18 protein-coding genes are annotated in these 19,085 nt (G+C 67.1%); 6 read left to right on the top strand and 12 right to left on the bottom strand.

The features are described from left to right. The first annotated feature begins 78 nt into the window (after positions 1–78). Positions 79–996, top strand: coding sequence for an NADP-dependent oxidoreductase (locus LWP59_RS26975; RefSeq protein ID WP_144635818.1), 918 nt, complete (start codon positions 79–81; stop codon positions 994–996). A 208-nt stretch (positions 997–1,204) separates the two neighbouring features. Then, a complete protein-coding gene (locus tag LWP59_RS26970) occupies positions 1,205–1,375 on the top strand; it encodes a hypothetical protein (RefSeq protein WP_186383132.1) in 171 nt (56 codons plus the stop codon). A gap of 324 nt (positions 1,376–1,699) precedes the next feature. Here the strand turns inward: LWP59_RS26970 and LWP59_RS26965 are convergent, their stop codons facing one another. After that, on the bottom strand, positions 1,700–2,707 hold the full coding sequence (locus tag LWP59_RS26965; protein ID WP_186383133.1) for a hypothetical protein: 1,008 nt from the start codon (positions 2,705–2,707) through the stop codon (positions 1,700–1,702). Between the two features lie 731 nt (positions 2,708–3,438). On the opposite strand from LWP59_RS26965, the gene LWP59_RS26960 reads away from it, so the two are divergent. Both LWP59_RS26960 and LWP59_RS26955 read left to right on the top strand, forming a co-directional pair. Continuing rightward, positions 3,439–3,588 (top strand): hypothetical protein, encoded by a 150-nt coding sequence (locus tag LWP59_RS26960; protein WP_186383134.1) that lies wholly within the window; start codon positions 3,439–3,441, stop codon positions 3,586–3,588. Between the two features lie 16 nt (positions 3,589–3,604). Next, entirely contained in the window at positions 3,605–3,925 is a 321-nt protein-coding gene (locus LWP59_RS26955; RefSeq protein ID WP_144635821.1) for a phosphoheptose isomerase family protein, read from the top strand. A 172-nt stretch (positions 3,926–4,097) separates the two neighbouring features. Here LWP59_RS26955 and LWP59_RS26950 read toward each other — a convergent pair whose 3' ends face one another. The 11 genes from LWP59_RS26950 to LWP59_RS26900 all read right to left on the bottom strand — a co-directional run bounded on the left by LWP59_RS26950 (position 4,098) and on the right by LWP59_RS26900 (position 16,834). After that, complete coding sequence (locus LWP59_RS26950) at positions 4,098–5,591, bottom strand: APC family permease (protein ID WP_186383135.1); 1,494 nt, start codon at positions 5,589–5,591, stop codon at positions 4,098–4,100. A 41-nt stretch (positions 5,592–5,632) separates the two neighbouring features. Beyond that, positions 5,633–6,898 (bottom strand): alanine racemase, encoded by a 1,266-nt coding sequence (locus tag LWP59_RS26945; protein ID WP_186383136.1) that lies wholly within the window; start codon positions 6,896–6,898, stop codon positions 5,633–5,635. Positions 6,899–6,962: 64 nt separating this feature from the next. Next, complete coding sequence (locus LWP59_RS26940) at positions 6,963–9,263, bottom strand: LamG domain-containing protein (RefSeq protein WP_222425461.1); 2,301 nt, start codon at positions 9,261–9,263, stop codon at positions 6,963–6,965. Between the two features lie 14 nt (positions 9,264–9,277). Beyond that, on the bottom strand, positions 9,278–9,673 hold the full coding sequence (locus LWP59_RS26935) for a hypothetical protein (protein WP_144635830.1): 396 nt from the start codon (positions 9,671–9,673) through the stop codon (positions 9,278–9,280). Next, positions 9,670–10,710, bottom strand: coding sequence for a branched-chain amino acid ABC transporter permease (locus LWP59_RS26930; RefSeq protein WP_144635833.1), 1,041 nt, complete (start codon positions 10,708–10,710; stop codon positions 9,670–9,672). The genes LWP59_RS26935 and LWP59_RS26930 overlap by 4 nt, the downstream gene beginning before the upstream one ends. Further along, positions 10,707–11,585, bottom strand: coding sequence for a branched-chain amino acid ABC transporter permease (locus LWP59_RS26925; RefSeq protein ID WP_267903747.1), 879 nt, complete (start codon positions 11,583–11,585; stop codon positions 10,707–10,709). Before LWP59_RS26925 ends, LWP59_RS26930 begins: the two co-directional genes overlap by 4 nt. A 12-nt stretch (positions 11,586–11,597) precedes the next feature. Further along, on the bottom strand, positions 11,598–12,329 hold the full coding sequence (locus LWP59_RS26920; protein WP_222425462.1) for an ABC transporter ATP-binding protein: 732 nt from the start codon (positions 12,327–12,329) through the stop codon (positions 11,598–11,600). Further along, positions 12,283–13,089 (bottom strand): ABC transporter ATP-binding protein, encoded by an 807-nt coding sequence (locus LWP59_RS26915; protein WP_144635839.1) that lies wholly within the window; start codon positions 13,087–13,089, stop codon positions 12,283–12,285. The genes LWP59_RS26920 and LWP59_RS26915 overlap by 47 nt, the downstream gene beginning before the upstream one ends. A 3-nt stretch (positions 13,090–13,092) precedes the next feature. Then, entirely contained in the window at positions 13,093–14,436 is a 1,344-nt protein-coding gene (locus LWP59_RS26910) for an ABC transporter substrate-binding protein (RefSeq protein WP_186383138.1), read from the bottom strand. A 118-nt stretch (positions 14,437–14,554) separates the two neighbouring features. Continuing rightward, a complete protein-coding gene (locus LWP59_RS26905; protein WP_144635844.1) occupies positions 14,555–15,853 on the bottom strand; it encodes an alanine racemase in 1,299 nt (432 codons plus the stop codon). A gap of 84 nt (positions 15,854–15,937) precedes the next feature. Beyond that, positions 15,938–16,834 (bottom strand): SIS domain-containing protein, encoded by an 897-nt coding sequence (locus LWP59_RS26900; protein WP_144635846.1) that lies wholly within the window; start codon positions 16,832–16,834, stop codon positions 15,938–15,940. A gap of 314 nt (positions 16,835–17,148) precedes the next feature. Here LWP59_RS26900 and LWP59_RS26895 point away from each other — a divergent pair, with 314 nt between their 5' ends. Both LWP59_RS26895 and LWP59_RS26890 read left to right on the top strand, forming a co-directional pair. Further along, positions 17,149–18,168 (top strand): carbohydrate kinase family protein, encoded by a 1,020-nt coding sequence (locus tag LWP59_RS26895; protein WP_144635849.1) that lies wholly within the window; start codon positions 17,149–17,151, stop codon positions 18,166–18,168. Positions 18,169–18,229: 61 nt separating this feature from the next. Then, positions 18,230–19,045: a DeoR/GlpR family DNA-binding transcription regulator gene (locus LWP59_RS26890; RefSeq protein ID WP_222425463.1), complete on the top strand. Its 816-nt coding sequence runs from the start codon at positions 18,230–18,232 to the stop codon at positions 19,043–19,045. Positions 19,046–19,085: the final 40 nt, after the last annotated feature.

The following is a 19,085-nucleotide window of genomic DNA, read 5'->3' as shown; positions in this document are numbered from 1 at the left end:
GACTTCCGGTAGTGGGCTAGTAGGCCCAAAAAATCACGGCCCACAGAGCCGGCGGGCACGAGATATACGGAGGCACCGATGAAGGCAATCGTCGCGACGGAACAGGCGGCGGAAGCAGCCGGGATCACACTCGCGGAGCGGCCTGAGCCGACGCCGGCGATCAACGACGTCGTCGTTGAAGTCCATGCGTCGGGCTTCGTCCCTGCAGAGTGGGAGTGGCCCTCGACGTGGGTCGATCGCTCCGGTCACGATCGAGTCCAGGCGATCATCGGCCACGAGTTCGCCGGAGTGGTCTCCTCCCTCGGCTACGGCACGACGGGACTCTCGCCGGGACAGCGGGTGTTCGGGATCACCGACTGGCACCGCGATGGAACCCTGGCCGAGTACGCGGCCGTGGAGGCACGCAACCTCGCGCCGCTGCCGGGGAACGTCGGCTTCACGGTGGGTGCGAGCCTGCCGATCTCCGGGCTGACCGCATGGCAGGGCCTGTTCCAGCACGGTCGGCTTCAGGCGGGACGGAGCGTCCTCGCCCACGGCGCCGCCGGCGCGGTCGGGTCCGTGGTGACGCAACTCGCCCGGGAGTTCGGCGCCTACGTCATCGGGACCGGGCGGACAGCGGACCGCCAGGCGGCGCTCGACTTCGGCGCGAACGAGTTCCTCGACCTCGACCACGACGATCTCGACGACATCGGCGGGGTCGACCTGGTCTTCGATGTCATCGGCGGTGACATCCAAAGGCGCTCGGCGAGCATCATCCGGCCTGGCGGGACACTGGTATCGGTGGTCGGTCCTGTCGAAACTCGCCCTGTCGACGGCCTCGCGATTGACTTCGTCGTCGAGTCCGTTCCGAGTCAGCTGATGGAGATCGTCGACCGGGTGCGGGACGGGCGCCTTCGCACGCACATCGGAACCGTCGCGCCCCTCGACGACGCCGTCCCTGCGCTTAACCCGACCGAGCGGCGCAAGGGCAAGACCGTCATTCGCGTGCGCCCCTGAGCGCCCTGGAACAGGCCAACAGCGCCGTCATGCCACCGACCGGACTACTCGTCACCGCGCCGGCGCCCTGACGGGACTCTCCAAGTGGTTCATGGGAGGACGGTTCCGGTGCGGTCGCCTCTGAGCGACATTGATCAGGACAGTGGTTGTCGATCAGGCATATCCGGATTGCAGTAACGATGTGTGAGTTCGGCGGTAGGAGACACGGGTGGTCCCAGGTGGTCTCGGAGCCAACGACGTTGCCGTTGATGTCCCACAGCTGCACGTCGACCTCGTCTCCGCCCGCGAAGTCAACGGGCCGGGGTCCGTGGTTCGACAGTCGCAGCTGGATGACGAACTGTCCGAACGGGCCGGGTTCGTCGACGCGCCGGACTCCTAGGTCCTCGACTCGCAGCCAGCCGGTGAGCTGTCCCGGCAGCAGCTGCGGGTCGGTCGCCGGTTGGCGTTCTGGGGTGACCCAGCTTTTGGGGTCGACAGGGGACACGGCGCGTGATCACACGGCCAGGAACCGCCGCTTCGGGTCGACATAGGGGCGGCCCTTGGCGCGCCTGCGCGCCTCGACGCCTGCCCACACCGCCGACGATCCCGACGCAGAGCGCGTAACAGGCCAGCACGGCGACAACGGCGCAGATGACTTCGAACGCCAGGATCTACACGAACACCATGACGCAGCCGGAAGCGTCGGAGCGTCGTCGTGCCACGGCTAGTCTTCCCAGCGGTTGTAGTTGCCGTCGCGCCGGCAGGTGATCGTCGCCCCGTTGGTGGCGATGGTCGTGACGCCGAGGTTCGCTTTACTGCAGAACTCGCCGGCGTGGTACCGACCTGCGAGAGGGTCGGCGGGCGCCGGGGTGTCGTGCTGCACCGGGGCCGGCGAGGGCGCATGTGCTTTGGTGGGCGCAGGTCGTGGCGCGGGGGCGGCGGGAGGCGGTGTCGTCCGGGTGCTGGTCGGCGTGTTGAGGCCCAACACGGTTTCGGCGGTAGTCCAGTCTGCTGCGATGGCGCGCTGGGCGGCCGTCAACGTGACCTGACGGCTGCAGACAGCGCGGCTGAGCGCAGTCTCCACCGCGTCTTTGCCGTTGGCCGCGTTGCCGGGTTCGGGCCACAGGTTCTTGGGGTCCGTGGGATTGCCGCCCAACTCGAGCGGAATGAGGTGGTCTTCGGTGTAGTCAGCCAGTTGAGCGTCTGCGTAGTCGTAGACGGCGATCTGCTGGGCCCTCAGCTGGTCGGTGTACGACGCGGGTGGCCGAACCTTGTCGGCCCAGCCAGGCAGGCAAATAGTGCTATCGATGTTGTCCGCCGTGACGTTGGCATCGGTCGCGCCCGGCGTACACGTCGGGTCGGGCACCGGCTGCCCGTTGTTGCTTCCGGCATGGCAGCTCGGAGCGGGCGCCGGCGCGCTCGTCGTCGAAGTCGGTGCTGCTGCCGCGGCTGTGGTGGTGCTGGGCACTGTACGTGCCGCCGCGTTGGTGCCTTGCTCTGGCGGGGTTCCGCCCGCGACGGCGAGCACAACGAAGACGACGAACCAGGTAAGGGCGATCATGCCGCCCACGCGCAGTGGCCGGCGCCGACTGCGGAACCAGCGGCGCACGGCAGGGACGAGTACCGCGATGATCGCAGCCAGCACGGTGAAAACGAGGTATAAACCTGCGGCCATGACGATTGCACACTCCGGCGGAAGCTCAATTGCGTAGGCGAGCCCGATCACGGGCATTCGCACGTCGATACCGATGTCTCGTTGACAACCCTGCGGCTGCAGAAGCCTCGGGAAAGGCAACCGGAGCGCTGTGTGCTCAACAACGGGAAACACCACCTTCGAGCGCAAAAATTGCGCTCTCGGTGTTCGGAAGTTTTCCGCTCCAGCTAGCACCGAAGTGTGGACGATGTCTCGCGATAAAGATCGAATCGGCCAGTGGGAGTGTTAGCAGCCGTAACCATCTTGATACCGACGGTGCAGGCTGGCTGAGGCTGAGGAAGGCCCGGAACGAGACGCGAGTCGCCCAGCAGTCGCGTGCCCTGCGCACCATTCACGACGAGCCGGATCCTGCCGTCCGGTACATCAATGCGCTGATCCCGAGCCTCAGCGAGAACCAGGCTCGTCGGCACTACGAGCGTTATGTCGCACCGTGCTTCACTGCCGACGGCCGCCATGAGCCGTCCGTCGCGGCCCGGGCGGTGTCGAGCGTGGCAGAGGAACTGGGCGTGTCCACGGTGCCCGACGCGGCCGACATCTACCGAAGGGAACCAGCGGGGTATCCGCGGCGTAGCCGCGCAGACCGCACATTGAGACTGTGAGTCATTGTTCATCGAGAAAGGTCGCAATAGATCGAGGCACAAGACACGGCTCGCCGACCACGACGCAACGGCACCTGCGTCCGGGCGGCCCACCCGTAGCTCGCACCTGCGCGGTTAACGGCAGGACAAACCTCTGGACGCTCCAGGTCGGTGGTCCAGACCCTGTTCGCGGCCACAGCGCTGATGCTGCTGAGCGAACCGCTCACGGGGGTCATCGAGCAGGTTGCTGCGGTGCTGGACGGCCCGCCGGCCTTGGGCGCCGAGGTCGAGAACGCCGGGCAGTTCGCCTGTCCTGGGTAGCGACTGGGTGTACGGGGTGGCCCTGGAGTCGGGTCTGAAGATGCGCGAGGCGGCGCAGTTGTGGACCGAGTCTTACCCGCACCTGGAGTATCGGCACGGCCCGATCCCCATCGCGCACTCCGGCCGCATCGTATGGGTGTTCGGTGAGCCCGCCCCCGGCATCGTCGCTGACGCGGCTGCCACCGGCGCGGTGGTGGTCGCCGACGATCTCGACCCGATCGCCGACCTTGTCCGGGTCCAGTTCCCGGCCGTCGGCCGCGCCGAGGCCGCCGGGCCGGACCCGGACTGGCCGCGCTCGCTGACTCGCTCGGTGGTGCTCCGCCCAGGCGGCCCGTGATCGTCTGCCTGTACCGCGCCGACGAAACGACGGTCCGGTCCACGTTGGTGCTGGGCAACAACCGAGGCATCGACCCCGACAATGAGACGGGAGGGCAGGTTTCGCCGCCTGACCACGCGGACCAAGATCTCTCCAGCCCCATGACCAAGCTCCAACCGAACCAGGAGCTGGATCAATCGCAGGACAGGCCCTGGTCAGCACCGGTCGCCTCTGAGGGTGGGGGCGTGGAGTCGGCTTCCCAGACCCGGCCCATCGCCTCCACGACGGCCGGCTTGTGGCGACGAACGTGGACGAAATAGCCGATGCCGATCAGCACCCACACCAGCAGGATGTAGGGCACCAGGTTGTAGGGCCACGACGGAACCGGCCACAGTAGACCGTAGATCGGCAGCAGCATGAGTACGCTCCCGGCGGCCGGTAGCACTCCGTGCCGCAGGACGGAGAACTCGGCGCGGTGGTGCCGCCAGAAGTACCGGATGACGCCAATGTTCATCAGGATGTAGAGCACCACGATGCCGAGTCCGAGCAGGCTGCCCAGCAGGTTGTAGGTGCCCAACGGGCCGATCAGCCAGCCGACCACGAAGGTGACGACGGCGGACAGCCCGATGTAGGTCATCCAGGCGCGCACCGGGCTGTCTCGATCGTTCGTCCTGCCCAGCCGCCGGCTGAGCAGCCCTTCCCGGCCCAGCGAGAAGATGATGCGCACCGCGCCCGTCGAGCCGGACAGCGCGTTCGCGAACTGGCTGTTCAGTACCGTCAGGGTGAACAGCCAGGCCACTCCTCGCCCCCAGTAGCGATCGGACAGCGTGCTCCACGGGCTGGTGTCGGCGGCGAGGGCGTCGGCGTGGCCGGCACCGAACCCGATCGCCGCCACGTAACCGGACAGGACGTACAGCACGCCGACCGTGATCACCGCAGTGAACAGCGCCCTCGGCACATTGCGCCGCGGGTTGCGTGTTTCCTCGCCGAGTGTGCCGGCCGATTCGAAGCCGACGAACATCAGGACGCCCCACAGCATGCCGAAGCCGATGCCGCTGGTACCGGTCAGCGAGTTGGCAGGGTCGAACGGCCCCAGGCTGTTGCCACTGTCACCCCCTCGGCCGATGACGGTTCCGAACAACGCGAGCAAGACGCCCAGCTCGAGCACGAGAAAGATCAGCGCGGTCTTGACCGAACTGGTGATGCCGCGTGAGCCGACGAACCAGATGATCAGCAGCACGAGGGCGCTGATGACCCACCACGGCACACGCCAGTGGAACTGGTCGGACAGGAACTGGCTGCCGAAGCTGCCCATGGCTGAGAACAGCATCGGGCCGACCGCGCCGTACGCGAGCGCCAGCAGCCAGCCGGAGACGAAACCGGTTCCCTTGCCGTAGGCATGGCTGTTGAACGTGAACGCGAACCCGGCTGAGGGAAGTTTGCCGGAGAACGCGCTGACCGTCGAGGCCGTGATGAGGCAGACCAACAAGGCGAGCACAATCCCCACGGGCAGCGCGAACCCGGTCTTCGCCGCGCCGGGCGCGGTGTTGAACGCCACGCTGGTGGCCGGGCCCATGAACGCCATCGAGACCACCGCGGCGCCCAGTGCTCCGATCGCGCCGCCACGTAGCCGGCCCTGCGGGAGCTCGCCCTCGACCGGCGTGGCCGAACGGGTTTCGCGACTCACGGCCGTACCCTTCGCGCGTCGTATCCTTCTACCCGACTCCATCAGCTGTTCCCGTACAGGTCGCGTACGACGCGCAGATCGGCGACTACCCGCTCCGCGGCGACCGGCTGGACAGTGTCCGGATCCAACGCGGTGGCCGCGTTGTCGAACAGGAAGCGCAGCCGCGGCTCGCCGGTGCGGATACCACTCACCGGTGCCACGTACGACCGGGTCATCTGCATCTGCGTGCGGAAGCCGAACAGCGCGGTGTCGCCGACCGCGCACCGGTCGCCGGGCTCGAGCACGGCGTGGTAGTCGATGATCTGCGGAATGTCGTGCCGGTACGACAGCGTGTTGTTCCGTGCGGCTTCCCAGGTCGGCCCGACCAACGCTTTCGCCGTATAGCCTGCTGGGTAGATGTCCTGGAACAACCCGCCGCCGAACGCGTACGCGTAGTTCCGGAAGTGGTGGGAGATCTCGCTGACGTAGACGAACGCCGGGCGCTCCGGAAGTGTGGCGTCGGCGGCATGACTGGGAGTCGTACCGGTGAGCCCGTGGCCGGGCTCGACGTGCGTGGCGCCGTGGTCGGCCAGCAGCTTCATGGTGGCCGACGAGGTGTTCCCCGGTGTGTTGACCTGGTTGATCTCGAAGCCGAGCGCGGTGAGTTCCTTCGCGCAGCGGACCACCGTGTCGAAGTTCGGCGTCAGTTCGGGCGCGCCGGTGCCTTCGGGGTCGTAACGGACGCAGGGAAACGCGGTGACGCCGACGACCCGGACATTCGACAACGCCGCGATCCGCTTCGCCACCGCCGGTACCTCGGACTCGGCCGTGCCACCCTCCTGGCCCTGGAAGAAGACGTCCCCATCGCTGTAGACCTTCAGCAGCAGGTCCTGGGTGACACCCTGCCGGGCGGCCGCAGCACTGATCCACTCCGCGTGCTCGGCGTTGAAGACGGTGATGACCTGTGGACGCCAGCTGACGGCCCGGTCCACGAACACACGCGGCACCTGGTTGAGATGGCCGAGATGACCGATCGGCAGGCCGTACCGGGTCAACTGCAAAGCACAGGTGATGTCCACGCAGACCGTGCTGTCCAGCCCGCGGGCCAGGCCCACCGCCGTCACGTAGGGGTTGCGGCCGAACTGCTTGGTCATCAGGTAGGTGGACAGTCCGAGTTCCCGAGCTCGCTCGCCCAGCACCCGCGCGTTGTCCGCGACCGTGTCGAGGTCGATGACCCAGGTGTTGGGCGGGATGGCTCCGGACCGATGCAGGTCGAACGCGACGGACGCCAGATCCGGATTCCGGTCGGCGAGATGGCGGAGAAACATGTCTGACCTTTCTGTGGTTGTGGGCGCCGACCGACCGGACACCTCGACACGGTGTGGAGCGCACCTATCGGGGGAGCGGATCATCCGAGGCGAACTGCCGCAGCACGTTCTCCGTGATGCGAGAGACGTTGTTGTCGTAGCCGTTGTGCGACAGGCTCCCGCACCAGGCGATCGAACCGGTGGAGAAGACCGCGCCGTCGTTCGGGGTCATGAAGTAGACCAGGTCCGCTCGGACATTGGGCTGCTCGTCGCCACCGTGCGCCGGCATCGTGGTGCCGAAGTTCTCCCGTACTTCGAGCATGACGTTCGTGTGGCCCTCAGAAGAGGCGAGCAGGTACGCGTGCGCCGGTGATCCGAGGCTGGGCTCGTACCAGTCGAGTTCGAGCCCGGCAGCGCCGTCGCCGCACAGTCCGAAGTTGCCGATCAGCTCGTCGTCGCCGATGCCCTCGAAGATCCAGGACGCACCTTCGGCGAAGCTGTCAGGCTTGCGACGGTAGTAGCTGGAGATGTCCAGGCCCTGCGCGATGAAACCGACGCCGACGATCTTCTGCGGCGCTCGGCCCCGGTTGCGCCACAGGCCACCCATCTCGCCGGTGAAGCTGAGGTAGTGCTCGCCAGGGGCCGCGGTCCACATCTGCGTACCGCCGTGACGACGGATCTCGATCAGGTGCGGGTTTTCCGGGTGATAGTTGGTCACCCAGTAGAACCCGTTGCCGCCCATGTACATGAAACGGCCACCGTCCTGTAGGTACGCCTCGATGGCGTCGAGCATGGGACCGGTGGTGTACTCCGGGTGCGAGCCGGTCACCACCGCCCGGTAGCGCTTCAACAGCTCGACACCCTCGTCGTGCAGATCGCGGTCGGTGATGATGTCGACCTCGAAGCCCTTCTCGGTGAACCAGTCCACCAGATGCAGGTCAGCATTGAACTGCCAGACGTTACCGAAGGAATGGCGGTATTTCGGCCGGACCGTCAACAGCGGACGCCGCCAGGACGAGTAGCACACGCCGCTTCCGTCCGTGTGCAGGTCGTAGAGCGAGTTGCCGAGCTCTCGGTGGATATGGCGATGGATGTCCTGCGCCGCGAGCACCGCGGTCCGGCCGATCGCCAGCTGGATGAGCTCGGCGTCCACGCCCATGTGATCATTGGCGTAGGCGAGGTAGCTGTTGGTGGGCGCGAGGAACGCGATCCGCGCGGTGGCCACTCCCCGGGGCGGGAGCACGTAGAACGGCACGTAGTCCTCGTGCTCGCCGGAGCGAAGCCGGGCGCCATAGACGCCGCTGCGCAGCCCGTCCGGTACTGTCAGCTGGAAGTCGACGTCCCACCGCAGGTCGTCCACGGAGTCGTCGTGAAACTGGATGGCGCCGTACTGGTCGGGTGCGTGCGTGTAGACATGCTGCTCGCCGGTCCAGTTGTATCCGGTGACCGCCCGGACGGGCGCGTTCACAGTCTGCCCGTGCAAACCGTGGGGGGAGCTGTCGGTGATCGTGGTGAAGGCCACGATGCCGTTCGGTGTGATCTGGTCGGAGAAATCCCAGGCACCCACCAGGTCCGGCCCGGCGGGCTCGGCGACCCACGCCCACACCTCCTCGCGGCTGAGCGGACGAGCGGCCAGCCGGGGGCGGTCGAGCTTGCCGTTGTAGTGGCCCGCGACGATCGCCTGCTCGCCCTCCAGGTGGTCGGTCCATCCCGCCATCACCAGGGGTACGCCGGTGGTTGCGGGGGTGATGCCCACCGACTGTTCGACGCTCAGGCTCTGCCCGGCGAACGTGGCTGCGCGGGACACCGGCGCGTTCGCCATCCCCACCACGGCTTCCTGCCTCAGCCGCACAATTCCGGCCCGCGCGTCGTACGAACCCGATACCAGATACCAGCACCGTTCCACCAGCGGCTGGTCCGTGCTCACCGCGACGGTCCCGCCGTTACCGTCTCCGAGCACGAGCTCGAGATGACCGCGGTCGTCGATGAACAGTCCATAGCCGGCCTGGTCCGCTGCCGACCACTTGGTCACGATGCCCTGCCGGCCGTTGCCCGGGGTGGTGGGCCACACGAACGCCTGGATGGTGAAGCCGGCGGCACCGGGCACGAGTTCCGGCCGGTCCGGGATGATCGCGTGGGAACCGGGGTAGCTGGCCTGGGTTCGGGCCGGGTACTGGCCGGTCACCCCCGTCTCGATCACCTCTTCCTTGAAACCGGGGCCACGCAGGTCGAGGTCTCCGTGTACCAGCCGGACGATGTCCGCCTCGTACGTCGACAGTTCCTCGGCGCAGCTGACGTAGAAGTTCAGCGTCTCACCCGGTCGGACGTTCGGCCGGTCGCAGTAGCCGAGTATCCGCATCGGGCCACTCACCATGGTGTCTGGCATGCTCGCTTGCTCCTTCAGTCCCGTGCGGTTTCCACGATGCGGGTGATGACGGGGTCGCCGAGGTCGAGCAGGCGCTTGAGGAAGATCTCGTGCTGAGCCTCAGCCTGCGATCCGAACCGCTCACCGGTCAGGACGAGCGGCTCACCTCGCTGCCGTGAGTGCAGCGCGATGCACCACTCCTGATACGGCTTCGTTTCGACCAGCATGTAGCGCGGCCGCGAGCGGACCGGGTTACGCCGCAGGTACCGCAGCAGGACCTCCAGTTCGGGGCTGTGTCCCGCACCGAACGGATTCGACCTGTGCTCGGCGATCGTGTCCACGGTGATCGTGGGCCGTACCCGATGTTCGAAGATGTACCGGTCGACATCTCGCTCAGCGTCCGCGACCTTGGACAGAGCGTCGTTCGTCATACCAACTCCTCCTCCTCGTCGAATTCGGGCAGCACGCGGGCTCCGAGACGGTTGACCCAGCGAGCGACCGTCGGCACGACTCCGGCCGGTGCGACGACGACGACCACCACCAGCAACGCGCCGAGGACCAGTTCGTGCCAGCCGGCGGCGAGGTTGCGTAGCACGTAGCTGTCCAGGAAGACCAGGATGGCCGCACCGACGATGGGGCCCCAGAACGTGCCCCAGCCGCCGATCACGATCATCATGATCAGGTTGGTCAACAGTGTGAAATCCAGCGTCGAGGGCGTCACGGACTGCTGGTAGTGAGCCATGAACGCGCCGGCCAGCCCCGCGAAGAATGCACTGTAGGCGAACAGCAGCAGCTTGAACCGGAACGGGTCGATGCCACGGCTGATCGCGTACACCTCGGAGTCGCGCAGCGCGAGGAAGGCGACCCCGACGGGGGAATGCATGATTCGCCACACCGCGAACATCGTGATGGCGAACAGCGCCAGACCGATGTAGCAGATAACCAGCACGCTGCCGGCGCCGCCGGATGAGAACCCCGGCGGCTGGAGGCCGTAGAAGCCGCCGAAGAAGCTCGGGCCGGTACCGAGGTAGTTCTGCAGCAGCATGACGAAGCCGAGCGTGAGCAGCGCGATGTAGATGCCGCGCAGCCGCAGGATCGGTACGCCGACCACCAGGCCGACGAGCGCGGCCGCCAGCCCACCCAGCCAGATGGCCAGGAACGGGCTCAGTCCGGTGTGGATGGTGACCAGGCTGCTGACGTATCCGCCGGTCGCATAGAACACCAGCTGGCCGAGCGAGAAGATGCCGGACACCCCGAGCACCAGGTTCCAGCTCTGCGCGACCATTCCGTAGACCAGAACGGTCACCAGCAGTGTCACGACATAGCGCTGGCCGGTCGCCATCAGCAGCCACGGCACGCCGGCGGCGAGCACCAGGCCGAGGATGGCCGGACCGCCGTTGAACCGGCGCCAGGGGCCGGCACCCGGCGCGACCCGAACAGGCCGCGCGATCTGTTTGGAGACACTCATAGCCGTTGCAACTCCGGGGTCCCGTACAGGCCCTGTGGCCGGACGAGCAACACGACGATAATGACGAGGAACAGCACCGGCAGCGACCAGGTCGCGCCGAGGAATGTCTGCACGAACGCCTCCACGAGGCCGATGATGTAGGCCGCGACAATCGTTCCCTTGACACTGCCGAGCCCACCGAAGATGGTCACGATCAACGCCTTGAGCATCGGGACGAAACCTGCGGTCGGGTTCAGCACCAGCACCGAGGAGAGCATCGCCCCGGCCAGTCCGGCGAGCGCCGCGCTGACGCCCATGACGGTGAGGAACACCATCGCGACCGGGATGCCCATCAGCTGGGCGGCATCCCGCTGCTGGGAGACGGCCCGGATGGCCAGGCCGTGCCGGGATTTCCTCAGGAAGCCGTTCAGCAGGATGAGCAACACCACCGCGACCCCGCAGACCAGAATCTCCTGATACTGAAAGACGATGTGGCCGAGCACGAAGTTGCCGCGGATGGCCGCCGGCATCGCCTGTATGCCCGGCCCGTAGACGAGCAGTACGACGGCACCGAGCAAGGTTCCCACCGCGACGGTGGCGATCCACGAAGCGTTGTCCCATCCCGGTTTGCCCAGCATGGGAACCACAACGACCAGGTGCAGCAGGACGCCGAGCAGGCCGGACACCACGATCGCGGCTCCGAAGGCGAGAATCCAGTTGACGCCCAGTCCGACCATGAAGGTGTAGCCGACATAGCCGCCGACGACGTAGATCGCGCCGTGCGCCAGGTTGAGCAGGTTCAGCGAGCCCCAGACCAGCGTGAGGCCCACGGCCATCAGACCGTAGACCGATCCGAAGACGAGCCCACCCCAGATGGCCTGTACGAGTTGTTCCACTTCTTTCCCCGTTCACCCGAGATAGGTCGACAACAGGGCGTCGTCGCGTAGCAGCTCGGCGGCATTCCCTTCGTAACCGATTTCCCCGGTCTGCATCAGATAGACCCGGTCGGCGAGTCCGTCGATGTGGTTGGCACTCTCGTCGACGAGCAACAGCGAGAGGCCGTCCTCGGTAATGCGTCTGATCGCGTTGTACACGTCTTCGATCACCTGCGGCGCCAGTCCCAGCGAGGGTTCGTCGACGATCAGCAGGCGAACGTCGCTCATCAGTCCGCGCCCGATGGCGAGCATCCGGCGCTCACCGCCGGACAGGCTGCGTGCCAGTTGCCGCTCCCGTTCCCGCAGGCGCGGGAAGATCGCGTAGACCCGTTCGAGATTGTCCTTGCGTTGTCGCCAGGCGCTGGTCCGGTACGCACCCATCAACAGGTTCTCTTTCACGGTCATAAGCGGGAAAACCAGGTCGCCCTGCGGGATCTGCACGATTCCGGCGGCTACCACCTCCTCCGGCCGTAGCCCGGTGAGCTCACGCCCGTCGAACTCGACCCGTCCGGCAGACGGCCGCACCAGCCCGGAGATGACCCGCAGCAGCGTGGTCTTGCCGTGCCCGTTCGGACCGAGGATGACGACGCTCTCCCCAGCTGCGACGGATATCGACACCGAGTGAAGGATCCGGGCGGCGCCGTAGCTGGCGTCGACGTCAGAGACGGTGAGCATCTGGCCTCCCTTGCGCGGGGTTCGCCGCACTCGCTTCGGTCTGCGCGTCCTTCCCGGCTACGGCCCTGCCGAGGTAGACCTCTGCGACACGGGGGTCCCTCAGCACGTCACCGGGCCGGCCGACGATGATGGGTTTGCCGTGGTGCAGTACCAGCACGCGGTCGGCCAGCGCCTGCACGGCGGGCATGATGTGTTCGATCATCACGATGGTGACGCCGGCGCGGTTGATCCGCCGCACCAGTTCGATCAACTCGTCGCGTTCCTCCCGGTTGAGTCCCGCGAAAGGCTCGTCGAGCAGGAGGATCCTCGCCTGGGTGGCGAGGGCGCTGGCAAACATGAGCCGTTTGAGATCGATCACTGGCAGTTGCGCGGCGGGCAGGTGCTGCTTGTCGAGCAGGTCGCAATCCTCCAGCGCCGCCAAGGCCGCGCGCACCGCGTCCCGAGAGAACCGGAAGGTGAAACGGGGTCCCTTGGCGCGGCCGAACATGCTGCCGATCAGGACGTTGGTGAACACGGTCTGCGAGCCGAAAGCGACGGAGGTCTGGAACAGCCGTGCCAGCCCGAGTTGGCAGATGCGATGGGGACGCATCCGCTGGATCTCGACCTGGTCGAGGGTGATCGTCCCGCCGGTAGCGGGAGCGATGCCGGAGATGGTGTCGAAAAGCGTTGTCTTGCCGGCACCGTTCGGGCCGACGATGGCGAACACCTCACCCCGCTCGACGGAGAAGTCCACCCCGTCGAGCGCGGAGAGCCCGCCGTAGACCTTGGTTACCGCAGCACAGTGCAGCATCGCTCAGCCCTTCGGCATCCACGGAGGAAGCTGGAACTTCCCGTTCGTATAGGGCTCGGGGTAGAAGACGGTGTGGCCACCGTCCCGGACCTGCGCGATGATCTGCGGTTGGGCGAGCGTCGGATCGGGCTGCTCGACGGGGTAGGCGGCGTTGATGTGCTTGTCCAGGTACAGGCAGCCGGTCACGCCCCGAACGGGGGTCTGCTCGACGGTCCTGGCGACCCGACGGTAGTCCTTGGGGTCGCCCGACAGGGCCGCGCAGTGCGCCCACAGCTTGACCTGGTCGTAGACGCCACCGGCGTAGGACCAACCGGCCGCGGTGTGATACCGCTTGCGGTAGCGGTCCCGGAAGTCGTTGCCGATCGGGTCGACGAGCAACGCCAGCACCGAGGACCAGATGATTCCGTTGCCGGCCGATCCGGCGAGCTTCGCGTAGTCCGGATCCGAGGGCGCGTAGTGCTGGTAGACCAGTGCCGGGATTGGCGCCGCAGCCCATTGCTTGGCCAATGCCGCGTTGTCGGGCGGGAAGTAGTCAGAGGTGAAGAAGACACTTGGCGAGTTCTGCCGAACCTTCGACAGGACGGGCCCCCAATCGGTGATCTGACCGCTCTGGACGGTGTCGAAGGACACGACCTCCCAGCCCAGCTCCTTGATCTTGGCCTGGAACGTCTTGGCGATCTGGGACCCGGTCGGGTCGTATCCGGCCGCGATGGCGACGGTCTTCCCGTTGGGTGGCCGGAATTCGCCGCTGTTGACCAGTTGATCGAAGAACTGGCCCACGCCGGTGCCGTAGGCGGTTTCGGCCGGATCGCACTGGAAGACGCCCCAGTACCGCTGTGGGTTCTTGTGGTAGATCGTGCGCCAGTCCTCGCGTGTCGACGCGTGGAAATAGAGGACTCCTGCGTCCGCCACGACGTCGAGGTCGGGGCCCATGGCGTTGACCGCGGGGCACACGATCACGTCCGGGCTCTCGGTGTCGACGATCCGGCTGAAGACCTGCCGCACATTGGCCGGGTCGTTCCAGTCGCCGAGATCGACCTCGACGTACTTCAGCGTGCCACCGAGTACGCCGCCGTTGGCGTTGATCTCGTCGATCGCCATCAACGCGCCGTTCTTCGACTCCCGGCCCCATGAGGCCGCATCGCCCGTCATCGGCGCCGCGAGCACGACCCGGAGTTCCTGGCCGCGTGCGGGACCGCCGGAAATGGTCTGCCCGCCGGCCGACGCGTGGCCGCCGAGCGCACCCCCGATGCCGCCGAGTACGAGGCCACCCGCTCCGGCGACCGTCGTCGCCCTGACAAAACCACGGCGGGTGATCCGCCGGCGGTTCTGATCGTCAGCTACCATTCGTGCCGCACACCCTCTCGTGGTCATGTTCATGGCGGCGGATGCCGTTACGGCTGTCGTCGGCCGCGAAACGCGGACCGGTCATCAGATGCACAACGTGCGGCGCCCGGTGCCGTGGCTAAGTGGTGCCGATCATTTCGCGCACGCGGCTCGTCGAGTTGTCCATCGGCAGACCGTCGCGGTCGATCAGATTGTTGGCCCGATCGAACAGGCCCAGGAGTCTCGCCTCGGTCGACAACCCGTCGACCACGGCGACGTGCGCGCGTGTGGTGAACACCTGGGGACGGAATCCGTAGACGGCGGAGTCGCCCGGCCGGATGTCCGCGGGCGTGTCCGGCACCAGAGTCCCACCGTAGTAGTCGGTCGCGTTGTTCGTACGGCCGAAGAAGGACCCGATGTCGACGGGCACCTTGGTGTCCAGAATGCGATCGGGTTCCCTGCCGACGAAGGCCATGCACCGCCAGGCCTCGGTGTGGAACGCCCGGTCGTCGCCGATCAGCGCCGGCGTGTCGCAGGCGTAGAAGCCACCGCCGACCACGTAGGCACGGCCGTCGAAGACGTGGGACACCTCGCTGACGTAGGTGATCGCTGGCCTTTCCGGCGCGGTATCGTCGTACAGATGCGTCGGCGTGGTGCCGGTCAGGCCATGTCCCGGCTCGGCCACGGTGCCACCGTTGCGGGCCACCACCTCGAATCCCTGGGTGGACCCGGCGCCGGGTGTGTTGACCTGCTCGATCTCGAATCCGAGCGAGGTCAGCAGGTCCTTGGCGCGTAGTACGGTGGCGAAATTGGTGGTCGGCTCGATCTTCCGGCTCGTCGGGTTGAACAAGGTACCCGGGAACGTGACCACGCCGGCGATCCTGACACCCGGCAGCGCCGCGATGTCCGTGGCGGCGGCCGCCAGGTCTGCCTCCCAGACACCGCCTTCCTCGTTGGGATAGATGATGTCGTCGCGCCCGCGCACCCGGATCAAGATGTCCTGGACAACCCCCAGGGGCTGCGCGGCGGCCGAGACGAGCCGAGCGTTGTCGACCGAGAAAACGGTCATCACCTCGGGCCGTTGCGCCAACACCGCCGGCAGGTCGTGCCTGGGTATCTGGACGAGATGCCCGACGTGACCGAGCGGGAGGCCGAACCGCCGCAACGCCTGTGCACATTGGACGTCGACAGCGACCGTCGAGTCGAGACCGGCCGCCAGCGCGGCGTGCGTGACCAGCGGGTTGCGGTTGTAGTGCTTGGTCATCAGGTACGTCCTGATGCCGACCCGACGCGCTTCGGCCGCCATCGCGGCCGCGTTGTCCCTAACCGTGTCCAGATCGATCACATACGTGTTCGCCGGAATGACGCCCGACTGGTGCAGCTGGGCTGCGGCGCGGATCAGCGGCGAGTTGCGGCGTGCGGTCAGATCGAGAAACACCGAGCGCCTCCTGTCAGTTGACTCGACTTCCGAGGATTGGGCCTCGCCCTGTCGCGACGCTCCGTTTCGACGCGGTGCGCCCGGTCAGGACAGCGTGTTCAATGCCTGGCCGGCGAGTACCACCGACCGCGAGAGGTGGCGCGGAAGGTCCGGGTCCAGCCCCTTGGCCCGCGCCAACGCGACCGCGGTGCGCTGCGCGACGACGAGAGAGCTCAGCGGATCCTGCCGAAGATCCACCACAGTCGCGCCGGTGGCCCTCATTTCCTCGGCCAATGCCGGGTCGGTCGGGCCGAACGACCACACCACACCGCCCGGTCCCGACACACTGATCGGTCCGTGCCGGTACTCCAGCGCCGGGTAGGCCTCGGTCCACGCCTGGGCCGCTTCCCGCAACTTCAGCGCGGCCTCGTGCGCCAGACCCACCGTCCAACCGCGACCGACGAAGGTCCACTGGGTGACCTGGGCCGGGTCGATCGGCAAATCCATGGTGAGTGCTCGTTCCGCATCGGCCACCGCGTTGCCACCGTCTCCGGCATGAGCGCGCAACAGGGTCAACGCGGTCGTCGCGAACCTGGTCTGGACGACGGATCGCTCGTCCGCGTACGGCAACGCGATGACCTCGTTCGCCGCCGCACCGACCGGCCCGTCGGCAACCGCCGTGATCGCGACGGAGCGGTCGGCGGGTCGCCGCTCCAGGACGCGGGTGACCTCGGAGGTCGTGCCGGATCGGGAGATCGCGACCAGGACGTCGTACCGGCGCCCGGCCGGCAACTCGGACGCCGGATAGGCGTCCGTTCGGCCATGTCCCGCTTGCTCACGAAGCCGCGCCCACGCCTGCGCCATGTAGAGGGAAGTGCCACAACCGACGACGCACACCTCCTTGCCGCGCGCCGGCAGCAGGTCGGCGACCTCGCCAGCCTGTTCGATCGCTCGGCGCCACAACTCGGGCTGTGTTGCTATCTCATCTGCCGTGATGCTCACTCGTGCACCATATGAGCGCCAACTGAACGTAGTCAAGCATCTATTGCGCAACTTTCGCGCAAGTACAGATCCCTCACCAGCCAGAATTTCCTCTCACGCGAAGGAAGATCGACAGCGGTCCTGCTCGACTGCACGAAGATGACTATATGAACGGCATAGTGCGCATAGTTGCGCAGTCTCCGTCGCGCTGACATACTCCCGACCGTGCCTGATTTCGCCCTGATGACCGTGCTCTACGGCAAGGTAAGGCCTCGTTGCGGGATCACACCGGTCGACGAGAGGCTCCACAACCGAGCATCCGAGAGCGTGCGCGGATGACGAAAGTGAACAGCTCGGACACAACCGAGCGGGAACTGGATCTGCTCGTCGTCGGTGACGCCAACCCCGACCTGATCCTGTACGGCGGCGAGATCGAGCCCGCGTTCGGACAGCGCGAACGCATCGTCGGGGAAGCAGCGCTCGTGCTGGGCGGTTCCGGCTCCATCACGGCAGCGGGGGCGGCCAGGCTCGGGCTTCGCACCGCGATCGTGTCCTGCGTCGGCGATGACACCTTCGGGCGGTTCACGCTGGACCAGCTCGCCGCCCGCGGAGTCGGCACCGGCGCGGTCCGCGTGCTCGACGAGTTGCCCACCGCGGTCAGTGTGGCGCTCGCCCGGCCGCATGACCGCGCGGTACTGACCGCGCTGGGCACGCTTGGAGCGATGAGCGAGTGCGCCGTCCCGGACACGTTGCTGCATCGCACCCGGCACGTCCACATCGCTTCGCCGTTCCTCCAGCCACAGTTGGGCGACGGCTTGGCCGCACTCGTGAACCGGGCTCACGCCGCCGGTGCCACCGTGTCCCTGGACACCGGTTGGGACCCGGAGGACCGGTGGGCCTCCGTAGCCGAGGCGCTCAGCCTCGTCGATCTCCTGCTGCCGAATGCCCAGGAATCCGTCCGCCTCGCCCGGGTGGTCGACGGACCGGGCTCGGCCTCGCCGAGCAGCGGCTCGGCGGGCCCGGTAACGCCCGATGAATCACGCGAAGCGGCCCTGCGACTGGCTGCTGGCGGTCCGCTCGTCGCGGTGAAGCTCGGCGCCCACGGTGCTGTCGCCGTCCGAGACGGCGTCGTCGTGCACGTCGACGCGCCGAAGGTGCACACGGTCGACGCCACGGGCGCGGGTGACTCCTTCGACGCCGGCTTCCTCCTCGGGTGGCTCGGTGGCGCCGACCTCGCACACTCCCTGGCGCTCGGATGTGCCTGCGGCGCCCTGTCAACCCGGAGCGCGGGTGGCACCGCGGGCCAACCCACCCGCGGCGAAGCGGAGAAGATGGCCGGGGCGGTGACCGCATGAGTGGGTCATTCGCCGCCGGGGCGACCAGGACTGACCTTCGCGCGAACGGTTCGGAGGCACCATGACGCCATCACCCTCCGCCACTGGTCCGCCCGTCCCGGCAACTAGGATTCACGGCGTGCGCAAGGCTGACCGGTTCGGACGCATCCTGGAGATCCTTTCCCAGGACGGGAGCGTCGCCGTCGCCGACCTCGCCCATCAGCTCGGGGTCAGCGAAGCAACGGTGCGCCGCGATCTGCAGATTCTTGCCGAGCAACGCCTGCTCGAGCGATCGCACGGCGGCGCGATCTCGCAGGGCGCCGCCCTCGAACTGCCGGTCCGCTACCGCACGGGACACGCCAAGACGGAGAAGCAGCGGATCGCGCGGGTAGCGGCCGAGCGGGTCGCCAACGGTGAGGTGGTGGCCCTGACGGGCGGCACCACCACCACCGAGATCGGTCGGCAGTTGGTGAACCACGCCGAACTTTCCGTGGTCACCAACGCGCTCAACATCGCCTCCGAGCTGGCCGTTCGACCGAACCTCAAGCTCATCGTCACCGGCGGTGTGGCTCGCAGCGCGTCGTACGAGCTGGTCGGCCCACTCGCAGACGCGGCCCTCCGGCAGATCAACATCGACACCGCGTTCGTCGGCGTCGACGGGATTGATCGGGACGCCGGGTTGACCACCCAGAACGAGACCGAGGCCGCGACCAACCGTGCACTGATCAAACGGAGCCGTCGCGTCATCGTGGTCGCCGATGCCAGCAAGGTCGGCCGTGTCGTCTTCGCGTCCATCTGCCCACTGTCGTCGGTCGACGAACTGATCACGGACTCCACCGCCGATCCCGCCCAGTTGGAAAGTCTGGGCGCGGCCGGACTCAAGATCACCGTCGTCTAGAGCATTCGCGCAGCCGGCCGCCGGTCCACCACCGGCGGAG

It is taken from the genome of Amycolatopsis acidiphila, assembly GCF_021391495.1.
Classification (GTDB): domain Bacteria; phylum Actinomycetota; class Actinomycetes; order Mycobacteriales; family Pseudonocardiaceae; genus Amycolatopsis_E; species Amycolatopsis_E acidiphila.
This window is presented reverse-complemented; position numbering and strand designations above follow the sequence as displayed.